The 18,229-nt window shown below is 64.9% G+C and carries 15 protein-coding genes; 8 read left to right on the forward strand and 7 right to left on the reverse strand.

Going from position 1 to position 18,229, the window contains the following annotated elements; genetic code table 11:
- Window positions 1–477: 477 nt before the first annotated feature.
- The 3 genes from O5M90_RS28600 to O5M90_RS28610 are packed head-to-tail and all read left to right on the forward strand — an operon-like array spanning window position 478 to window position 2,065.
- The gene (locus O5M90_RS28600) at window positions 478–873 is read left to right on the forward strand and encodes a hypothetical protein (protein ID WP_262973502.1); all 396 of its coding nucleotides are present in this window, start codon (window positions 478–480) and stop codon (window positions 871–873) included.
- Entirely contained in the window at window positions 870–1,610 is a 741-nt protein-coding gene (stbB, locus tag O5M90_RS28605; RefSeq protein ID WP_269838518.1) for a StbB family protein, read from the forward strand. Before O5M90_RS28600 ends, stbB begins: the two co-directional genes overlap by 4 nt.
- Window positions 1,607–2,065, forward strand: coding sequence for a hypothetical protein (locus O5M90_RS28610; RefSeq protein ID WP_269838517.1), 459 nt, complete (start codon window positions 1,607–1,609; stop codon window positions 2,063–2,065). The genes stbB and O5M90_RS28610 overlap by 4 nt, the downstream gene beginning before the upstream one ends.
- Before the next feature lie 58 nt (window positions 2,066–2,123).
- Here O5M90_RS28610 and O5M90_RS28615 read toward each other — a convergent pair whose 3' ends face one another.
- From O5M90_RS28615 to O5M90_RS28625, 3 genes are all read right to left on the reverse strand, one after another.
- Window positions 2,124–2,984, reverse strand: coding sequence for a DUF932 domain-containing protein (locus O5M90_RS28615; RefSeq protein ID WP_269838516.1), 861 nt, complete (start codon window positions 2,982–2,984; stop codon window positions 2,124–2,126).
- A 39-nt stretch (window positions 2,985–3,023) separates the two neighbouring features.
- On the reverse strand, window positions 3,024–3,482 hold the full coding sequence (locus tag O5M90_RS28620) for a single-stranded DNA-binding protein (protein ID WP_269838515.1): 459 nt from the start codon (window positions 3,480–3,482) through the stop codon (window positions 3,024–3,026).
- A 630-nt stretch (window positions 3,483–4,112) separates the two neighbouring features.
- Entirely contained in the window at window positions 4,113–6,212 is a 2,100-nt protein-coding gene (locus O5M90_RS28625; RefSeq protein ID WP_269838514.1) for a ParB/RepB/Spo0J family partition protein, read from the reverse strand.
- A gap of 670 nt (window positions 6,213–6,882) precedes the next feature.
- On the opposite strand from O5M90_RS28625, the gene O5M90_RS28630 reads away from it, so the two are divergent.
- A complete protein-coding gene (locus O5M90_RS28630) occupies window positions 6,883–8,097 on the forward strand; it encodes a hypothetical protein (protein WP_269838513.1) in 1,215 nt (404 codons plus the stop codon).
- 267 nt (window positions 8,098–8,364) lie between these two features.
- Here the strand turns inward: O5M90_RS28630 and O5M90_RS28635 are convergent, their stop codons facing one another.
- Window positions 8,365–8,586: an HNH endonuclease gene (locus O5M90_RS28635; protein WP_262973511.1), complete on the reverse strand. Its 222-nt coding sequence runs from the start codon at window positions 8,584–8,586 to the stop codon at window positions 8,365–8,367.
- 322 nt (window positions 8,587–8,908) lie between these two features.
- Between O5M90_RS28635 and O5M90_RS28640 the strand changes: the two genes are divergently transcribed.
- The 4 genes from O5M90_RS28640 to O5M90_RS28655 all read left to right on the forward strand — a co-directional run bounded on the left by O5M90_RS28640 (window position 8,909) and on the right by O5M90_RS28655 (window position 14,082).
- Window positions 8,909–9,766: a c-type cytochrome gene (locus tag O5M90_RS28640; protein ID WP_269838512.1), complete on the forward strand. Its 858-nt coding sequence runs from the start codon at window positions 8,909–8,911 to the stop codon at window positions 9,764–9,766.
- A 66-nt stretch (window positions 9,767–9,832) separates the two neighbouring features.
- Window positions 9,833–11,203 carry a cbb3-type cytochrome c oxidase subunit I gene (locus O5M90_RS28645; RefSeq protein ID WP_269838511.1) on the forward strand — a complete coding sequence of 457 codons (1,371 nt, stop codon included), beginning with the start codon at window positions 9,833–9,835 and terminating at the stop codon, window positions 11,201–11,203.
- On the forward strand, window positions 11,200–12,033 hold the full coding sequence (locus tag O5M90_RS28650) for a CbbQ/NirQ/NorQ/GpvN family protein (RefSeq protein WP_269838510.1): 834 nt from the start codon (window positions 11,200–11,202) through the stop codon (window positions 12,031–12,033). Before O5M90_RS28645 ends, O5M90_RS28650 begins: the two co-directional genes overlap by 4 nt.
- Before the next feature lie 15 nt (window positions 12,034–12,048).
- Complete coding sequence (locus O5M90_RS28655) at window positions 12,049–14,082, forward strand: nitric oxide reductase activation protein NorD (RefSeq protein ID WP_269838509.1); 2,034 nt, start codon at window positions 12,049–12,051, stop codon at window positions 14,080–14,082.
- Window positions 14,083–14,292: 210 nt separating this feature from the next.
- On the opposite strand, the gene O5M90_RS28660 is transcribed toward O5M90_RS28655, so the two are convergent.
- Genes O5M90_RS28660 through O5M90_RS28670 form a run of 3 tightly spaced genes read right to left on the reverse strand, consistent with a single transcriptional unit; the run spans window position 14,293 to window position 16,943 of the window.
- Window positions 14,293–14,991 (reverse strand): succinate dehydrogenase iron-sulfur subunit, encoded by a 699-nt coding sequence (locus O5M90_RS28660; protein WP_269838508.1) that lies wholly within the window; start codon window positions 14,989–14,991, stop codon window positions 14,293–14,295.
- A 9-nt stretch (window positions 14,992–15,000) separates the two neighbouring features.
- Entirely contained in the window at window positions 15,001–15,396 is a 396-nt protein-coding gene (locus O5M90_RS28665; RefSeq protein ID WP_262973516.1) for a hypothetical protein, read from the reverse strand.
- Window positions 15,393–16,943, reverse strand: coding sequence for a multicopper oxidase domain-containing protein (locus O5M90_RS28670; RefSeq protein WP_440401771.1), 1,551 nt, complete (start codon window positions 16,941–16,943; stop codon window positions 15,393–15,395). Before O5M90_RS28670 ends, O5M90_RS28665 begins: the two co-directional genes overlap by 4 nt.
- Window positions 16,944–18,229: the final 1,286 nt, after the last annotated feature.

The following is an 18,229-nucleotide window of genomic DNA, read 5'->3' on the forward strand; positions in this document are numbered from 1 at the left end:
GTGCACAGCGGGAACGAGGTCGCGCCTCTGCTCTTTACCCAACAGCTCAGCCAGCACGCGCCGCAGGAGGTTTGAGCGCGACACGCCCTCAAGTCGCGCACGCGCCAGCAGCGCTGCTCGCATCCCTTTCAGGTCGACGCAGAAGAGCTCTCGATTCGACTTGTCCATGGCCACCTCCATCGCGGATGGGTGCAATACATCGGGGCGCCTTCGCCCCTATCGCTGCACTAACCCATGACCAAGTATTGGTCCGAAATCGCGCTTTTGAGGCGCTGATTCTTAGCAAAATTCAGCACCTCAAATCGTCGATTTGTAGACGAACATTAGGGCATCGACCCCGACCGCATCAGCCCACGAGACCGATGCAAAGGGACTGCAAAGCAACTGCAAAAAGGTGAAAACCATGCAGACAGACGTTCCTTTTCCGTCAGCTCGATCCATCGCCTCAATGAGCCTACTGAAGAAGGGCGAGACACCATGGTTCGACTGACACCCACCGGCCCGCCGGGTCGAGCCAGCCGCAAGGCACTCGTGTACCACGGCGAGATCGTGCGATTGCGCGCGCTGGGCTACACGCTGTCAGCGATTCGCCAGTTACTCGCCGATGCCGGCATCGAGGTGAGTCTCGCGACGATTTCGCGAGAGCTGCGGCATGTCGGCGTGAGCGGTGCTGCCATGGCTGGCCCGTACGCAGGCGACCATCCCGAGGCTGTCGCAGTGTCTTCGACATGGCCTTCGCCAGCCCCATCACCGACCACGCGGCCCGCAATCACGCCCGCGCCGCGAGAGCCCGCCTCCGGCAGGGAACTCGCCGACGCGTTCATGAAGACCGTCATCACCAATCCGCTGTTTCGTTCAAGGAGTCATCGATGAAAATCGCCGTCATCAATTTCTCGGGCAATGTCGGAAAGTCCACCATCGCCCGCCATCTGCTCTTGCCTCGCATCCCCGACGCCGAGCTGCTGTCGGTGGAAAGCCTGAACGCCGACGAGAACACCGGGCGGGCCGTGCGCGGCCGCGAGTTCGGGGCGCTGCAGGAGTACTTGCAAACGATCGACCACGCAGTGATCGACATCGGCGCCAGCAATGTCGAGGACCTGCTGGCGCTGATGCGCCGCTATCAGGGCAGCCATGAGGATGTCGACGCCTTCGTCATCCCCACCGTGCCCGCACTGAAGCAGCAGAAGGACACCATCGCCACGCTGGTGGACTTGTCACGGCTCGGCGTGCCGCCTGAGCGGCTGAAGCTAGTGTTCAACATGAACGACGGCATCGAGAGCATCGAGGCCTCGTTCTTCGTGCTGCTGGCCTTCCTTGCGGAGCACCCCATCGCGCATGCCAGCCTGGACTGCAGGCTGTCCTTCAATGAGGTGTACCGGCGTGCGATGGCGAGCGGACGCGACCTGCGCCAGTTGGCTTTCGACACCACCGACTACAAGGGGATGATCCAGCACGCGACGGGAGCTGCGGAGAAGTCCGAACTGGCGCAGCAACTGGCCACGCGCCGGCTGGCGATCGGCGTGCTTCCCGAGCTGGATGCCTGCTTTGCCGCGCTTGGCCTGGACGAGCTCGCGAACCCGGTCACTTCACCCGCGGTGCATTACTCGTGAACTCGGCCCAGACAGCGCGCGAGGCGCTTGTCCTCGAAGCGCTGGGTGACATCGCGGGGTTGCTCGACCGCGTTGACGCGCTGGCTGCACAGTTGAGCGCCACTGGCGACAAGGTGACGCAAGCCAGTGAACGGCTTCAATCCCAGGCAGCCTCGATGGAGCCGCGCATGGCCCAATTGGCCGAACATGCCCAGGGCGTGGCGGCCAAGCACATCGCTCGGAGCACCCGCGAGATCCTGCACTCCGCAGCCGAGTCCGAGCGTCACTCGATGGCGGCCTTCGCCCGCGCGCTGTTCCACTCCGAGCTGTACCCGACCTTGCGTACCCTCCAGCAAGCCGCAACAGCCTGCGCCGAGCGTCGAGGGTGGTCGCAGGTCGTTGGGTGGGCCTGCGCATCGTCGGCGCTCGCTTCGGCCATCCTATCCTCGGCCCTGACCTTGTACTTCATGGGCTGATGGGCGGTGCTTGCGGGTGCAGCGGCCGCGAGTGCGGCCACTGCATCCCGCGCCGCGCTCAGGCCTTCAGCCTGCGCATCTCCTCGGCCAGCACCCACAGCGCACGATTGAGCTGCACGCCCCGGTCGATGCCGCCCACGGCCCTTGTGTGCATGCGCCGGCCCTGGGTGCTGCGCCCCGGTTGTCCACCGCGCATCAGGTTTTCTTGGGCACGCTGGAAACTCATCCACAGGCTGTCGTCCTGGTCCTCCATGCGACGGGGCTGCATCAGTTGCTGCGCTGTGATCGGCGCCGCCGGCGTGGTGGCACCCGCCGCCTGCTCGCCGTAGCGCAGCGCCAGCGCGGCCGTCGCGAAGGCTTGCTGCTCCTCGGCGCGCAGCTTCACGGCCTTCATGTCATCAAGCGCAGCGTCCACCGCCTCGAAGTCCTCCAGCACGCGGAACGCGCCCTCGATCACCTCACCCTGGATATCCCCCTTATGGGGAATGCGGATGTCCTCGACCACATCGCCCACCACCAGGCCGTTACAGCAGACAAAACGGAACACCCCGGCCAGCAGCTGGTAGGAGCTGGCGCCATCATGGCTGTTAATCAGGATGATCTCATTGGCCTCGGACTTGCCCTGCTGCAGCTGCCCGGCATGGCGCATCCGGATCATGTGCTTGGTGAACTCGGCCTTGCCGGCAATGCGGCTCGCGCTCTGCACAACCATGAATGGCTCGAAGCCCTCCATGCGCAGGGCACGCAAAACCTCAATGGTCGGAATATAGGCATAGCGGTCCGAGCGGCTGCAGTGCTTGCCGGCCGCAAAGATCGATGGAGCGGCAGCGCGCATCTGGTCTTCAGCCAGCGGGACAGCGCTTTGCAGCATGCGGCTGCCACGGCCGAAGCGTACGGCCAGTATGGAAGAAGAGGGCATGATGATCTCCTGTCGGTAGAGATGATGAAGACCGAGGGTTCACCGCTTGGCCCGCGCACCGGAGCCGCTGGGGGCTGAGCGGCCCCGCCAGGCCGGCGGCTCGAGCGAAGACTCGCCCCAGCCTTCGTCTTCTGGCACCCTGCCGCGCTCCGACGCCTTCGCCCGGCTGTCCAGGAAGTCGATCTCCTCGGCCGTGAAGCTGAAGGCGTAGACCTCCGCGCCGCTCTTGTCCTGGTAGTTGCTATTGCGCAGCCGGCCGACGATGTTCACGTGCGAGCCCTTGCCCAGGTACTGGTTCGCGTTTTCCGCGAGCTTTCCCCAGAGGGTCCACTGCACGGCGGTGATCTCCTCCTCCCGCGCCTCGCCGCTGCCGCGTCGGACATTGCTGATCGCGGTCAACACGGCTTTGGCCAGCCGCTCCTCGCCGTTGACCAGGTACTCAAGCCGGACCGCGCCGGCCAGATGCGCATTGCGCTGTTCCACACGAACGGATGCCATGATGGGACTCCTTTGAGTAGACCTGCCGGCCCCATGATGGAAGCCTCCCAGCAGATCCTCTCGCTCGGACTCCTCGCTCCCGCCCACGGGCGGGCGGGGGGTGGGCATGGCCCCTTCCCTCACGGGAAGGGGTGGGGGATGGGTGGGGTGTCTTCATCGGCAGCCCGAGCGGCGCGCCGCTGTCCCGGCCCGCCGCTTGAAGATCCCCCCACAAGTCCCCCTCACCCACGGATGGGGGCGCCGTGGGGGGATCGCGGTGGGCCTGCTCGGCGCGGGGACTGCCCCATCACCGGTTCGCAGGCATCGCGGCCGCCGTGCCAGGTCCCCTGGCACCAGGCTGCGCCGAAGGACTGTCGCCTGGCTGAGCCCCGGCGTCTTTCGCGGGCGGCGTGCCATCAAGCGCAGCGGCTGGCGCGCCGTTCGAGCCGGGGCGATCACCTCAAGAGGCGGCCCGGCGTCGGGCGTGGCGGGTGCTAGGGGTGCCGATCTGGCAAGGCCAGTTCGGCAGCCGGCGGGCCGTTCCCGCGCAGCGGGAAGGAACAAGCCCGCCGTCCCCTGGCACGGGATCGGGCCGCCGGACCAGGGCAAGGGTACAGGGCAAGGGCGCCGCCCTTGCCCCGGATCGCTCGCTCAAGCCTGCGCCCGCAGCAGGGCCGGCAGCCAGCGCTTGCCGTCCAGCAGCGCCCCGGCCATCTCCACGAGCTGCTCCTTCTTCAGCTTGGCCAGACCGACGCCGGCCTCGCCCTCGCCTGCCTCAGCCAGCGCCTGCCCGATCTGCGCCTTGGACACCCGACCCAAATAGGTCTCGCCCGAGGCCTGCCACCAGTCGGCCATGTCCAGGCCGGTGGCGCTCGCCAGCGTCTGGGCCGGCTTTGCGTGCGTCGAGCCATGCGTCGCGTTCGCGGTCAGAGCCGCACACAGCACCAGCAGGTCGAGCAAAGTCTCCACGGACTGCTCCAGCAGATAGGGGAGCAAGGCCACCGGCTCGGCAGGCAGCCGCTCGCGCCAGCCCGCGACCAGGGTCGACAGCGCGGCATGCGCCGAGCTCTCCTTCAGCCGGGGCGTGACCTGAATCAACGACCAGTTGCAGCTTTGCACCGAGACGGTCAGTGCCGTGGGCGAGGCGAAGCGCGCGGTGCAATCGTCGTACAGCAGCACAGTCGCCATGGCATGAGCGAGCGCGGCCAGGGCCACCTGCGGCTTGCGCATCAGCGTTACCTGCAAGGCCTCGGTTTTGTATGCCGCCAACTCGCGGCACAGCGCCGCCGAGAGCCTGGCGTCTGCATCGACATACTGCCCGGTGCCCATTCCCGCGACATTGTCGCCATCGCCAAGCGCGTGGCAGCGGCCCGCGACCCCGCCCATGGCGCTGCGCAGCTGGCGATAGTCCTCGTCGCGCAGCAGGTGCCGCTTCACGACCAGCGTGCCCTCCCGGTCCAGCGTCAGCAGGGCACCAGCCAGCGCGGCCACCTCGGGCTCGCAGTAGGCCAGTTGCTGCTCGATCTCGTCGATTCGGGCCTGCACGACCTGCTGACGCACTTCCAGTGCCTCGATGGCCCGCTCTGCGCTCTCGCCGTCGCCCTCGCCTTCGTCCTCCGGCTCACGGTCATACAGGGCTTCCAGCCGCTCGTCCATGCCTTCCTGCTCCCGCTCCAGCGCGGCAAGCTCCTGTGCCTGCTCAGCGGAGGGTTCGCGTCGCTGTGTCGGGGCATCGTGATAGCGCTGCTGCACCTCGTAGCCGAAGTCGATGGCCACCTCGGCCCAGGGCCAACCCTCCAGGGCGCACAGTTCCTCGGCCTTGGCCTGCAGACGCTCCAGCGCCAGACGCTGCATCAGTGCCGGATCGCCGATGTGATCCGATTCGCTCTGTTCGTCGCTGAACAGGTCACGTATCACGACGCCGCCTGCTAGCTCGTAGGCGTCCAGCCCGACGAAGCGAACCAGCGCACCGCGCACGCCGGTGCCCAGGATCGCGCGCCGCAGCGCGGCAGGATCGCGGCTGTAGACCGGCAGGCATTCCCAGGCGCTCTCCTGCTTGGCATGCGTGTCGGCCAGCGACAGCGCCATCAGCTGGTCCATGTTCAGCTCGCCCGCACGAAACATCGCGAACAGCTTGGGCGAGACGCCGGCCAGCTTCAGGCGCCGCTTCACCGTCAGCGGTGTCAGGCCAAAGCAAACGGCAATGTCCTCGATGCCGGCGCCCGCCGCCACCATGTTCGCGAACGCCTGGACCGTGTCAGCGATGCTCATCGGCTTCTGACCCTGGTTCTCGGCCATGCTGACCGCGATGGCACGCTCGACGGGCACGACCCCGCAGGCCACGAGATAGTCCAGGACGATGGGCCCGCGCTTGACCAGCAGGAGCAATGCGCGCAGGCGACGCCCGCCCGCGATCACGCCATGCGTGTAGATGCGGTGCTTCTCGCGACCCTTGCCGCGCCGAGGCGTGTCGTAGGCAATCACCGTCAGGTTTTGCAGCAGGCCCTGCGCGTCGATCAGGTCTGCCAGCTCCTCGATCTCGCCCTCGGTCGGCGGATCCTTGCGCACATTGCGCTCGTCCAGCCGTAGCCCGCGCAGCGGCAGGTACTGCAGTTCCGCCTCCGGGCTTTGCGCCCGCAGGGCGATGCCGGCTTCCAGGCCTGCTTCCTGGTGAGTCTCGGGAGGTGCGGAGGGAACGTCCGCTGCACGGCTGTTGCTGCCGCGGGTGGTTGGGGTTGCTGTCTTGCTCATGGCACGCCTTTCTGCGTTGGTGGTGGAAAAACCCTGCTTCCTGGAGCCGTCTCGACGGACCAGGAGCGCGGGGCGCGCCAAAGGCAAGGGCCGGGCCGCAGGCCGCAGCCCGGAGTGCAGCGGAGGGACCGGGCGAGGACCCGGGGCGCAGCCGCACCCTTGCCGCCGGCGGGCGCTGCGCTACACGTCGAGAACCGGACGGCTCGGAAGCAGGCCACCACCCAAACCGCCTGAACAGACGCGCGAGCAAGGACAGCGGGTCAAAACACCACCACCTGCGGCAGCGCGCGGCGGCTAGCCCGCTGCGCCACCTCACCGCGCAGCGGTGCACTTCAGCACCGGCAGGCGCCGGCCGGCACCTACCGGTACAACAGCGAGAGGGTGCAGGCAAGACTGCGCAGCAGTCCCCGATCCAGCGTGGATGAGGCCATGCGCGAAGGTGCAAGAACCCGCTCGGCAAGCGCCACCCACCGGCTCGCCCTTTCGACTTTTCATCCCCTCGCCTCTTCAGCAAGGCAATGCGCAGGGCAAGCGCGTCGCGTCAGTGCAGGATCGCCGTACGGTCGAATCAATGCCGTCATGCCTGAGACGGCGGGAACCGGCAATCTGATCAAAAATCAAGGCCAAACGCGAAAGCTGCCGAATACGAATGCACCACGAGGGAGGATCGATGAAACCGCACTATCTCGGCATACGTCCGCCGGATGACCTGCAGCACATTCCGCCGAAGTACTGGCCCCATCACGAGTACTGCTTCTACCTGCATGACCAGATCGGCGAACTGCTGGTTCAGTACGAAGCCTCGGGTGCGCATCAATGGGTCGCGGACGCCATTGCAAAAGCTGCGACGGAAGCCGGACGCCAGGGCGAGTTGGACGTCTTGGACCTCCTGAAGGAGGCAGGTCTGACCGAGGCGGTGAAGCATGTACTCATCGGGCACCTGGTGCTCGCGCTCACGGCCGACATGCTCCACTTCCTGTATGAGGGGATGCGTTGCCTGGAGAAGCGCAAGTTCGCCGTGGCGTTCTCCTTGCTGCGCAAGCCGTTCAAGGAGAACATGCTGTTCCTCGCCTGGCTGCTGGCAGACCCGGAAGACTTTCTGGCCCGGTTCGAGAAGGACAACTACAGCTCGCTCAACGGACTGCAGCCGGCACGCAGGCAGGAAATCTTCAAGCTCGCCGCAGACAAGCTCGCGATGAAGGAGGCCTTCGACGGCAACCTCATCGAGCAATGGGTGTTTTCCAAGGAGATGGAGAACGGACTGGAACCTCTATGGCAAAAGGCGACCCACCTCATCACCAGCCAGGGCAGGCACCTGAGGACCGAAGACCTGAATATCAACTTCATCTTCAACGATGCCAGGTCGGACCACCTCTATGACGCGGCCTACACCATGCTCCCGTACCTGATGCTGTTCCTCGTACAACTGTCGCTGCGCGCATTCTCCGAGATCGCCCACGCAAACGTTGCGACGGCCAATCACTTGGTCTTGGTTTCGCTGTGCGCACACGAGAACCTCCTGAGCCGTGGACCGCGGCCATCGACAAAGTTCATCACCAATGCGCTGAAATCGATGCTGACCTGCCTGCATTGCAAAAAGCCATTCAAGTTCGACCGGCCCAACGCGATGTCGCTCTTCCTCACAGAGCGAGCTTCTTGCGCCGCCTGCGGGCTCGACAGCCCCGCGCCCCTGTATTGGCTCCTGGCCCAAAGCGACCTCAAGTTCATCGACGACCAGCCGCCAAGTGCCTTCGACAAGCTCATGAGCGAGATTCATCAGAAGGCTGAAGATCCCAGCACCGAGAAGCTGTCCGCAGAACCAAAACCTGCGCCCGCACCACCACCACCAGATCGCAGGACGAAGCAGAAGCCAAGCCCGACGTAGCAAGGGCAGCCCGGCATCGGGCGTGGCGGGTGCCAGGACCGGCGATCTGGCAGCGCCAGTTCGGCCAGGCGGGCCGTTCCCGCAACGCGGGAAGGAAACAGGCCCGCTACCCCTGGCACGGGACGGGCTGCCCCGCCCAGTCCAATTGCGTCCAAGCCTGCATCCCGCGCGACAAGCCGATGCGCAACAGCTTCTAACTTCGGCGCGCAACGCCGCCCCGCCCGCCCAGCTTGCCCAGCATCCCGATAGGCAGCCAAGCACCCCGATTCAGCGGTGCTGGACATGGGCCGCGAAAGCAAGCGGCGACAGGGGATCCCGAGCCCGATGCCGCAATGCGTTGCAGTGGGCGCAGGCCGCAGCGATATTGGCTTGGCCGTCGCCTCCGCCGTCCTGCCGCGCCCGCAGATGCTCGGCGGTGCATCGCAACAGCAGAGATTGGCGCAAGCTCAGCCCGCAGCCTTCCCCTGCTGTTGGCGAATGAGCGGTCATTCAAATTGGCGCGTCGCCGGGTCATTCCGATGCGGGCATCTGGGCGTTCGAGACGCACGCACGTTTGCAAGAGTTTCAGCTATGTGCGCTGCCGCACTGACTGCGAGAGCCGGACTCGCCACCCTGCATGGGCTCACAGCCTCTTTTGCCCCTGAGAGAGCGCGTGGAAGCAAAGGTGAGGTGGCTCCCATGACCGCGTTCCGAAGTTTCCAGGTGTTCAGCTATGTCGTGCTGGGTTTGATGGGCGCCGGTATCGCGTACGCAGGCGCCATTAGCGTCATCTACTGGACAGGCATCAGCGTCTGACGCAGGTCGCAGCCCCATGAACAAACGCCAAGCACGCTACTTTGCAATCGGCTCCACGCTGGTCGCCACACTGATCTTTCTGGGGCTCACCGTCGACAGTCACCGCCAGTTTCCGAAACTGACCAACGCGCAGAACATCACGCCGGCGGTCACCTTGGGCAAGAACGTCTGGCACAAGAACAACTGCATCAACTGCCACACGATCTTCGGCGAGGGTGCCTATTACGCACCGGACCTCACCAAGATCGCGCAACAGCGCGGTGCGCCTTACTTGCGAGCCTTCCTGAAGGATCCGTCGAAGTTCTACGACGAACAGCGCCACCGCCGGCTGATGCCGCAGCAAGATCTCAGCGACGCCGATATCGATGGTTTGATCGCATTCTTGGATTGGGTCAGCCGCGTGGACAACCAGGGCTGGCCGCCGCGGCCGATCACGGTCACCGGCGCTGGCACAGCGGCGGGAGTCGCGATCCTTCCTCAGGCCGCACTGGCTGGGCCTGCAACGTCAGTTGCGGGATCGCGCGCGACCGATTCCGGCAAGGATCCGGTGGCTCTGGGCGAGCGGGTGTTCAGAAGCGCCGCACCCGCTTGCACCGCCTGCCACTCCATCGTGGCGGGCGTCGATATGGCCGGACCTTCACTTGCCGGCATCGCCACCCGCACTCAGCAGACCTTGGCGTCTCCTGCCTACAAGGGCAAGGCCACCGACCTCGAGGCGTTCATTCGCGAATCCGTCACCCACCCCAGCGCGCACCTGGTGGCGGGCGCCATGTACTCGGCCGATGGGGTTTCGTTCATGCCGAACACCTACGAGAAAGACCTGAGCGCCGAACAGCTCGGCCACCTCGCTGCGTACCTGGCGACCTTCAAGTAGCGGAATTTCGCGCCCATTCCAAAACAGGCAGCAGTCCACTGCGGCCGCCTCTGAAGGAGCATCCCCATGCGCTACAGGTCTCAATCGGTTGCCTACTGGTACTTCGCCGTGGCGATGGTCCTGTTCGGGCTGCAACTGGTGTTCGGGCTGCTGTCGGCCGCCAAGTATGTCGGGCCTGATCCGCTGCTGAACATCCTGCCCTTTGATGTGACCAAGGTCATCCACACCAATCTGCTGATCGTGTGGGTGCTGACCGGCTTCATGGGCGCTACATACTGGATGGTGCCGGACGAATCGCGCACCGAGCTCTACAGCACCAAGCTCGCCTATGTGCAACTGGTCCTCTGGACCCTGATGGGTGTGACCGCCGTGGTGGGCTATCTGTTCCGCTACGGCACGGGCAACAAGCTGCTGGAGCAGCCGCTGCCCCACAAGATCGTGATCGTGATCTGCATGCTGATCTTTCTCTACAACATCGGCATGACGATCTGGCAATCCAAACGCTTCACCACGACAGAGGGCGTGCTCGTGCTCGGCCTGGCTCTGGGCGCTCTGCTGTACCTGCCCGCCTTGCTGGAGTACGAGAACTACACCGTATCCATCTATTACCGCTGGTGGACGATTCACCTCTGGGTCGAGGGGGTCTGGGTGATGATCCAAGGCGGCTTCCTGGCCTACCTGCTGATACGCCTGTCCGGTGCCGACCGGGAGGTCATGGAGAAGTGGCTGTATGTGATCGTCGGCCTGGTCTTCATCGCCGGCATTCTGGGCACGGCGCACCATTACTACTGGGTGGGCGTCCCGTCCTACTGGTTGCCCATCGGCGGCATCTTCAGCGCGCTTGAGCCTGCGGCACTGGTGGGCATGGCGATGTTCGCCTACTCGGCCATGCGGCGGGCGGGCTTCTCGCACCCCAATACGCTGGCCTTGCATTGGACCATCGGCAGCGCGCTGTTCACGCTGTTCGGGGCCGGCCTGCTGGGCCTGGCGCATACCTTCCCCGACGTCAACAAATGGACCCACGGCACGCTGATCACCGCGATGCACGGGCATGCGGCTTTCTATGGCGCTTACGCCATGATCGTGATGGCGATGATCACCTATGCCCTCCCGGCGATGACGCCGGGACGCAGCGAGCAGGGCAGCAGTCTCGGCTACTGGGCCTTCTGGATGCAACTGGGCGGCATGTTCGGTATGACCCTGTCCTTTGCCACCGCCGGCATTGCACAGGTGTACCTGGAGCGCATCATGGGCATGGGCTATCTCGACGCACAGCTGAAGATACAGGTGCACTTCGTGATGCTGATTGCCACCGGTTCGCTGTTCGCAATCGGCGTGGGATTGTTCATCTATGACTTCTTCCGCCACATACCCCGCTTCGACCTGGAGGAAGATGCCATTGCAACGGTTCCGCCCAACGCCGTGAGCGCCTCTTGAGCGCCGCGCTGATCCGCGCCGTCGACCCCTTGCAGGGGTCGCAGCCATCCGCTGCCGATGAGCCCTACTACCAGGCTTCCGGTGCAGAAGTGGCCGTGTTCGAGCACTGCCACGCCCTGCAACTGGCGGTGATGCTCAAGGGACCCACCGGTTGTGGCAAGACCCGCTTTGTCGAGCACATGGCCTGGAAGCTGCAACGTCCGCTGATCACGATTTCTTGCCATGACGATCTGAGCGCCAGTGATCTGATCGGCCGTTTCCTGATACGCCATGATGGCACGGCCTGGCAAGATGGCCCGCTCACCCGCGCCGTGCGCGAGGGCGCCATCTGCTATCTCGACGAGGTGGTCGAGGCCCGCCAAGACACCATGGTGGTCTTGCATTCATTGACCGACCATCGCCGCATCCTGCCGATCGACAAGACTGGCGAAACGCTGGTGGCCGCCCCGGGTTTTCAGCTGGTCATCTCCTACAACCCAGGCTACCAGCGCATGCTCAAGGACCTCAAGCCCAGCACGCGGCAGCGCTTCGTCGCGCTCGACTTCGACTTCCCGCCTGGCCCTCGCGAAGCGGCGATCATCGAGAACGAGACCGGCACCGACCATGGCACGGCCATGGCGCTGGTATCGCTTGGGCATCGGTTGCGCGCTTTGCGCGACCGTGGCCTGGCCGAGGTGCCGAGCACCCGCTTGCTGATCGCGGCGGCGGCGCTGGTGGTCAGTGGCATCCCGGTACGGCAGGCCTGCCTCAGCGCCGTGGTGTCGCCACTGTCCGACGACGAGTCGCTGGTGGACGCGATGCGCGACCTGGTCGACGCCAGCTTTGTTTGATTGAGCAAGACCGCAATGGCCGAAGCCGAGGACGTGATCACCGACCTGGCCCGACACGCGACCGTCTTCACGCAGAACTTCTGGCGACAGCACCGGGCCAAGACAGCAAGTCGGCCCGTGACCCGGCTGACGGATGTGGCGCCGCGGCTGGGCTTGCTGATCGAGGCGGTGTTCGGCACTTCCTATCGTCTGCGCACCGCGCAGCTGCCGGCACGTCCCACTTGGCTGGCCAGAACCTTCCAGCGCAGCGCCTTCCCGCGAGCGCACCTGACACTGCCGGCCACCGATGGCCACAGCATCTGGTTGCCGTCCGAGACCGGCCTCACGGATGCCGGCCTGGCCTCGGAGCGCTTTCGCACCCTGGCCCTGGTACAGGCCATGCGGGCGAGCCGGGGCAGCGCAGCAGGCGCGGAATTCTGTGCGGCGCCGCTGGTTCTTGACATCTACCTGCTGATGGAAGCCGTTGCGGCGGACGCGGCACTGGCCCGCTTGCTGCCCGGGATGAGCGCTGCCTTGAACAGGATGCGCAGCGAAGCGCTCGCGGCTCGTCCGCCCTTGGCACAGTTCCCGGCAACGCGCCGCCCGCTGGAGGCCTGGGTGCGAGCCCTGATGGCGCAGCCTTGCGAGGGGCCGAATGCGCACGCACCCTTGTGTGCATCACCGCTGGCATCGAGGGGCATCGCGCAAGGGCTTGCGGCGGACATGGTTCGCGACATCCCCAGCGCAGCGCCCCTGGGCCACGCAGCCCTGTTCCGGGACTGCTGGACCGGCGACTTGCGCATGCCGGGCGATGCCATCGGCTCGCCTCTCGTCGACAGCAACGGTTTCAACAGCCACGAGGCTCGCGCTGCTCGCAGCGCACGCCTGACCCGTCGCCCCGAAGTGCGCGAAGGTTCTGCGCAGGAGGACGAGGCCACGCCGGGTGCGTGGATGATCCCTCCCGAGGTGCCGCACGAGCAGGCCGAGGATCCATTCGGGATGCAGCGGCCCACCGACCGCGACCAGGCTGCGGCCGCCGACGAGTTCGCCGACATGGTCTCCGAGCTGGCCCAGGCACGCCTGGTCTGGAGCCCGGGCCATGCACCGGAGGTGCTGCTGTCCGATGACCCGCCCACGGTCCGACCCAGGCACACGACCTCGTCCGCCACAGAAGCGCCTCAGGAGTTCTGTTACCCGGAGTGGGATTGCCGCATTGAGGGCTATCGCCATCCAGGTGCCACGGTGCGGGTACTGATGGGGCCGGACGGGGCGCAGCGGTGGGTGGATGACACGCTGGCCCAGCATCGCTCGCTGCTTGGCGTCATAGGCCAACGCTTTGCGGCCCTGCGACCCCGGCGCACCCGCAGGCGCCGCCAGCCGGACGGGGATGACATCGACCTCGAAGCCTGTGTGGAGAACCTGGTAAACCGGCGCGCCGGGTGGCCCATGGCACAGGCGCTGTACTGCTCTGAGCAGCGAGCCCGGCGCGATATGGCGATCCTCCTGCTCATCGATGTCAGCGGATCCACCGATGGTTGGATTGCGAAGCAGCGAAGTGTCATCGATGTCGAGCGCGAAGCCTTGCTGCTCGTCTGCATTGCACTGGCCGCTATGGGCGAACCCTTCGCGGTGCAGGCCTTTTCGGGGAACGGGCCCAAGGCGGTGAGCCTGTGGGATATCAAGCGTTTCGACGAGCCCTACGGCCCCGCAGTGGCACTGCGCATTGCGGCGTTGGCGCCCGACCAGTACACACGCACGGGCGCTGCCCTCCGCCACGCCAGCGCGACGCTGATGCGCGAGGGTGCTGCTCACCGCTTGCTATTGCTGCTGTCGGACGGCAAGCCGAACGACTGCGACATCTATGAAGGCCGCTACGGCATCGAAGACACAAGACAGGCCGTGGCCGAGGCGAAGCTTCAGGGTATCGCGCCGTTCTGCTTGACGGTGGAGCGGCAAGCCGCCAGCTATCTGTCCACCCTGTTTGGTGCCCACCACTACGCCCTGCTCGCGACACCGGGAGCGCTGCCAGCCGTGTTGCTGGACTGGATACAGCGACTGGTGAAAAGCTAGGAACGGTTCGACGGATCAACCATGAACGTCACAAGGCAAGCCGCCTCTTGAACACTCGATACGGACGGCTCTTCAGAATTCACGAGCTCGGACGGCACGACCTCCGGGGGCAAGGTGTCGGCTTCCTGGCCTCTGTAGAAAGTGTCCATGGCTGCGCCCGGATCTTCCTCTCCGAGAACAGACTGGTCGGCGACTCCGCACGCAGCGAGATCAGACAGCACGCCGCACCATCATCTCCTTGATCTTGCCGATGGCCGCCGCAGGCAGCAGGTTCTTCGGGCATACATCCACGCAGTTCAGGATGTCTCGACAGCGGAACAGGCGATAGGGATCCTGCAGGTTGTCCAGGCGCTCGGACGTTGCCGTGTCGCGGCTGTCCACCAGGAAGCGATAGGCCTGCAGCAGGCCAGCAGGGCCGACGTACTTGTCAGGGTTCCACCAATAGCTTGGGCAGGCCGATGAACAGCAGGCGCACAGGATGCATTCGTACAAGCCGTTGAGCGACTCTCGCTGCTCGGGCGACTGCAGCCGCTCACGTTCGGGCGCCGGCTCGTTGTTGATCAGATAGGGTGTGATGGAGTGGTACTGCTTGAAGAACTGCGTCATGTCGACGATCAGGTCGCGGATCACGGGCAGGCCCGGCAGCGGCTTTAGCACCACCTTGGCGGGCAGCGCGCGCATATTGGTGATGCATGCCAGCCCGTTCTTGCCATTGATGTTCATCGCATCCGAGCCGCAGATGCCTTCGCGACAGGAGCGCCGGAAGCTGAAGCTCGGGTCGAGCGCCTTCAGCCGTATCAGCACGTCCAGCAGCATGCGGTCGCTGGGGTTCACCGCCAGTTCGAGCACCTGCATGCGCGGCGCCTTGTCCTGATCCGGGTCGTAGCGGTAGATGTGAAAGCTGTGCATGGGGACTGATCAAGTTACGGGAGCGTTGCGGAAGGGGCTTGCGCGGTTCACCAGACTGCGCATCTCGTCGGCCGCGCGAAGGGTCAGGTGGTGGGGTGTGAAGCCAGGGCGCGGAGAGATGTAGTCCGCCATCTCGCCCACCAGTTCCAGCTGAGCCATGGATGCCTGCGCCAGCAGGGCGATCACCAGGTTCTCCAGCGCAATGACACGAATGCGAAGCTGCACGGCTTCGGTATCGGACGAAGTTGCCTTATCGACGGGCGCATTGCCGGCTCCAGCGTCTAGTGCCGGCATGTCGGAGCCGGCACCACCTTCGTTGTCCCATCGAGACAAGGCAATCAGGCGCAGGCGCCTACGTTCTGCCTCGTCCGGCAGTAGCTTTGCGCTTACAGCAAGCCCATTCATGGCTTCTTGACGTTCGCATCTGCCCACTTGAAGTAGGCCAGGTACTGCTTGATTTCCTCGTCGCTCAAGCCCTGGTTGGGCATGGCGATCTTCCATTTCTCGAGCATTGCCTTGGCCTTGGTGTCAGTCTTCATCATCTCTTCCGGCGACTTGAGCCAGCGTGTCAGCCACGCGTCATCGTTGCGCTGGGTGGTGCCCAGCAGGTCTGGGCCCAGCTTGTCGCCTCCGCCGATGGAGTGGCAGGCCAGGCACTTCGATTCGAAGGCCAGCTTGCCGGCCACTGCCTGCGCGTTGTCGGGCGTTGCGGTCGCGGGCATGTTGTGGTGCTCAGGGTCACCGGCCGGACCGCCGGCGGCAATCAGGCCCACCGCGCCCTGCGCGGCGTTGGCGAAGTGGTGATCCACCATCACGTAGCTGCCGGCCTCGGGGATGATGAACTCAACAATGGCACCACTGGAAGAGCCCAGCAGCACCGTCTGCATGCCGCGAAACTGGTTGTCGGGGTTTCCGTCCATCCACACGCGGTCGAAGATAGTGCCGACGACGTGAAAGCTCGAGGTGTTGGACGGCCCGACGTTCAGCACAAACAGGCGCACGCGCTCGCCCGGCTTGGCCTGCAGCGGCACGTCGATCATGCCGTTGTAGCGGCCGTTGAACACCGTGTAGTTGGGCTGCTTGCTGCGCAGTCGATCGTTGTCCAGCACGTGCAGCGGCTGGCCATCGAGCTTGCGTTTGGCCGGATCGGGCCGGGTGTAGAACTCGCTCTGGACCACCGTGTACTCTCGGTCTACCTTGGTGGGGTAGCCCCCGCTCGGCTCAACGACCACCATGCCGTACATGCCTGAGGCAATGTGCTCCAGCACCATCGGCGTGCCGCAGTGGTACATGAAGACGCCGGGATAGTTGAGGGTGAACTCGAAGGAAATGGTTTGACCCGGTGCAATCGAGCGGTACTTGTCCTGCGGCGACACCATGGCCGCGTGAAAGTCCATCGAATGCATCATCGGCGCGGCCGTCATCTGGACGCCGGGCGCGGGCTCGTCGGAACGGTTGGTCATCGTGAACTTGATGCGGTCACCGACGCGCGCGCGGATGGCCGGGCCTGGCACCTGGTCGCCGAAGGTCCAGGCGCTGAACTTCACGCCCGGCGCGATTTCGATGATCTTGTGTGTGGTGTCGAGGCGGATCTCCTTCACCGGTCCCGGCAGCAGCGGCTTCAGCAAAGCGTCCAGGCTGAGCGCATCACCGCTGGCAAACGGGCCGGTGTGGCGTTCGTTTGAAAGCACCGCAGGAGGTGTCTTGAAGTCCATTTTTGTCACGTCGTAGGCGTCATCCGCACCCGCTGTAGCTGGTGTACTGACGGCGGGCGCTGGCGCGATAGGGCGTGCCGGCGGTTCACGCTCCCCGCAAGCTGCGAGAGTCAGCACCAGCATGGCGAGCCAGGCGGCGTGTGTCGGGGCGGTGTGGTTCATGGGTTCTCCTTTGCGCGGCTGGCAAGTCAGCCCGGTTTCCCGTCGAGACGTTGGTGCGTCAGCACGAGCGGGCATTGCAGGGTGAACAAGAAGCAGGCCGCAGACCACGGCGCTGCGGAGGCGAGTACTTTGGGCAACGGGCCGGTCGAGGTCGGCTGGCCCGAGCAGTTCCGCTCTGCCATGAAGAGGAGCTCCAGATTCAGCGCAAGCGCAAAGCCAAACAACATCTTGCGCGCGAGCCACAGTCTCCCCACAGATCAGGGCGGCCCAGGGCCGCTGCGATCTGAAGTGCCGAGGACGCGATCAACAAGACAGCGAGACCAATGAGCAGCGGGAAACACGGTCGATATTCGAGCAGCCACAGAGCCCCCCGCCCGCAGCTCGTACGCAAGTCGATTTGGTTCAGTTCTCGGGGTGATGGGGGCAGTTGGCATTGGCGCAAGGGATGACTGACCTTGCACTAGCTCGGGTCTCGGGGTCTGTTCGGCAGCGCACTTTAGGAGAGCACTGCAAGCTTGAATGGATAGTCAAGCAGGCCAGATCCGGTCGGTCCTGAGGCGCCGCAGCGGGGCGGAACACCAGGCGACGTGGAATAGATAGCGGCTGCCTAGGCTGCACCCGGACAGCTCGCCGCCTGGTGCGGCCTCGGACAGGCTCGGTTTATGCCGCAAAAGCTCCCGGTGAGGCACGAGGGGACAGGCGCTCCAAGTCAGTTCAATGCAGCGCCTGTCGCGGCCCTGAGCACACAGGGCCGCCGCTAGCGCCGCACCCGCCCCGCGAGGCGGAAGATCCGGGCATGGGCTGGCCAGGACCTCGCCCAGGCGAACTGGCGAGCCCTTGCGCAACGTGGCACCTTCTCGCGCACAGCGCGAGGGCGGAGCGGCCCGGCACCGGGCGTGGCGGGTGCCAGGGGGCCGATCTGGCAAGCCAGTTCGGCAGGCGGGCCGTTCACGCGAAGCGGGAAGGAACCAGCCCGCCGACCCCTGGCACGGGTACGGGCCGCATGGCTTAAGCGAAAGTTCCTCCCCAAGCTCGGGCCCAAGTTCTACCGCGACAAACAGCAGCGGTATCACATCCCGTGCAGGCGGTGCCCGGAGCCAACCCACACCACGTGCCGGACAAGCGACCAGGCGCGCAGATAGATAATTTTGCCGTAATCAGGAGCTTATAAGCTCCTGATTATAACAAAGACAGCATTTGCCCCTACTTGGCTGGGCCAGCAGCGACGCGAAGGTCATAGAAATTTACTCGTATCTTTGTCTTGAATTCCCTCAATCGAGGGAACGAAGGGGCTCAAGATCTTGACAGTATTTCGAATCAACATCATGCTATGAGGCATAAATGCCTCATAGCACGACGAA

It is taken from the genome of Paucibacter sp. M5-1 (genome assembly GCF_027498415.2).
Taxonomy (GTDB): domain Bacteria; phylum Pseudomonadota; class Gammaproteobacteria; order Burkholderiales; family Burkholderiaceae_C; genus Roseateles_E.

Excerpts from the sequence above, each read along its gene's own strand:
- O5M90_RS28670 (WP_440401771.1), bottom strand. The coding sequence starts at position 16,943 with ATGCCCGCTCGTGCTGACGCACCAACGTCTCGACGGGAAACCGGGCTG.
- O5M90_RS28625 (WP_269838514.1), bottom strand. The coding sequence starts at position 6,212 with ATGAGCAAGACAGCAACCCCAACCACCCGCGGCAGCAACAGCCGTGCA.
- O5M90_RS28655 (WP_269838509.1), top strand. The coding sequence starts at position 12,049 with ATGGCCGAAGCCGAGGACGTGATCACCGACCTGGCCCGACACGCGACC.
- O5M90_RS28620 (WP_269838515.1), bottom strand. The coding sequence starts at position 3,482 with ATGGCATCCGTTCGTGTGGAACAGCGCAATGCGCATCTGGCCGGCGCG.
- O5M90_RS28630 (WP_269838513.1), top strand. The coding sequence starts at position 6,883 with ATGAAACCGCACTATCTCGGCATACGTCCGCCGGATGACCTGCAGCAC.
- O5M90_RS28600 (WP_262973502.1), top strand. The coding sequence starts at position 478 with ATGGTTCGACTGACACCCACCGGCCCGCCGGGTCGAGCCAGCCGCAAG.
- O5M90_RS28615 (WP_269838516.1), bottom strand. The coding sequence starts at position 2,984 with ATGCCCTCTTCTTCCATACTGGCCGTACGCTTCGGCCGTGGCAGCCGC.
- O5M90_RS28660 (WP_269838508.1), bottom strand. The coding sequence starts at position 14,991 with ATGCACAGCTTTCACATCTACCGCTACGACCCGGATCAGGACAAGGCG.
- O5M90_RS28665 (WP_262973516.1), bottom strand. The coding sequence starts at position 15,396 with ATGAATGGGCTTGCTGTAAGCGCAAAGCTACTGCCGGACGAGGCAGAA.
- O5M90_RS28635 (WP_262973511.1), bottom strand. The coding sequence starts at position 8,586 with ATGACCGCTCATTCGCCAACAGCAGGGGAAGGCTGCGGGCTGAGCTTG.
- stbB (WP_269838518.1), top strand. The coding sequence starts at position 870 with ATGAAAATCGCCGTCATCAATTTCTCGGGCAATGTCGGAAAGTCCACC.
- O5M90_RS28645 (WP_269838511.1), top strand. The coding sequence starts at position 9,833 with ATGCGCTACAGGTCTCAATCGGTTGCCTACTGGTACTTCGCCGTGGCG.
- O5M90_RS28640 (WP_269838512.1), top strand. The coding sequence starts at position 8,909 with ATGAACAAACGCCAAGCACGCTACTTTGCAATCGGCTCCACGCTGGTC.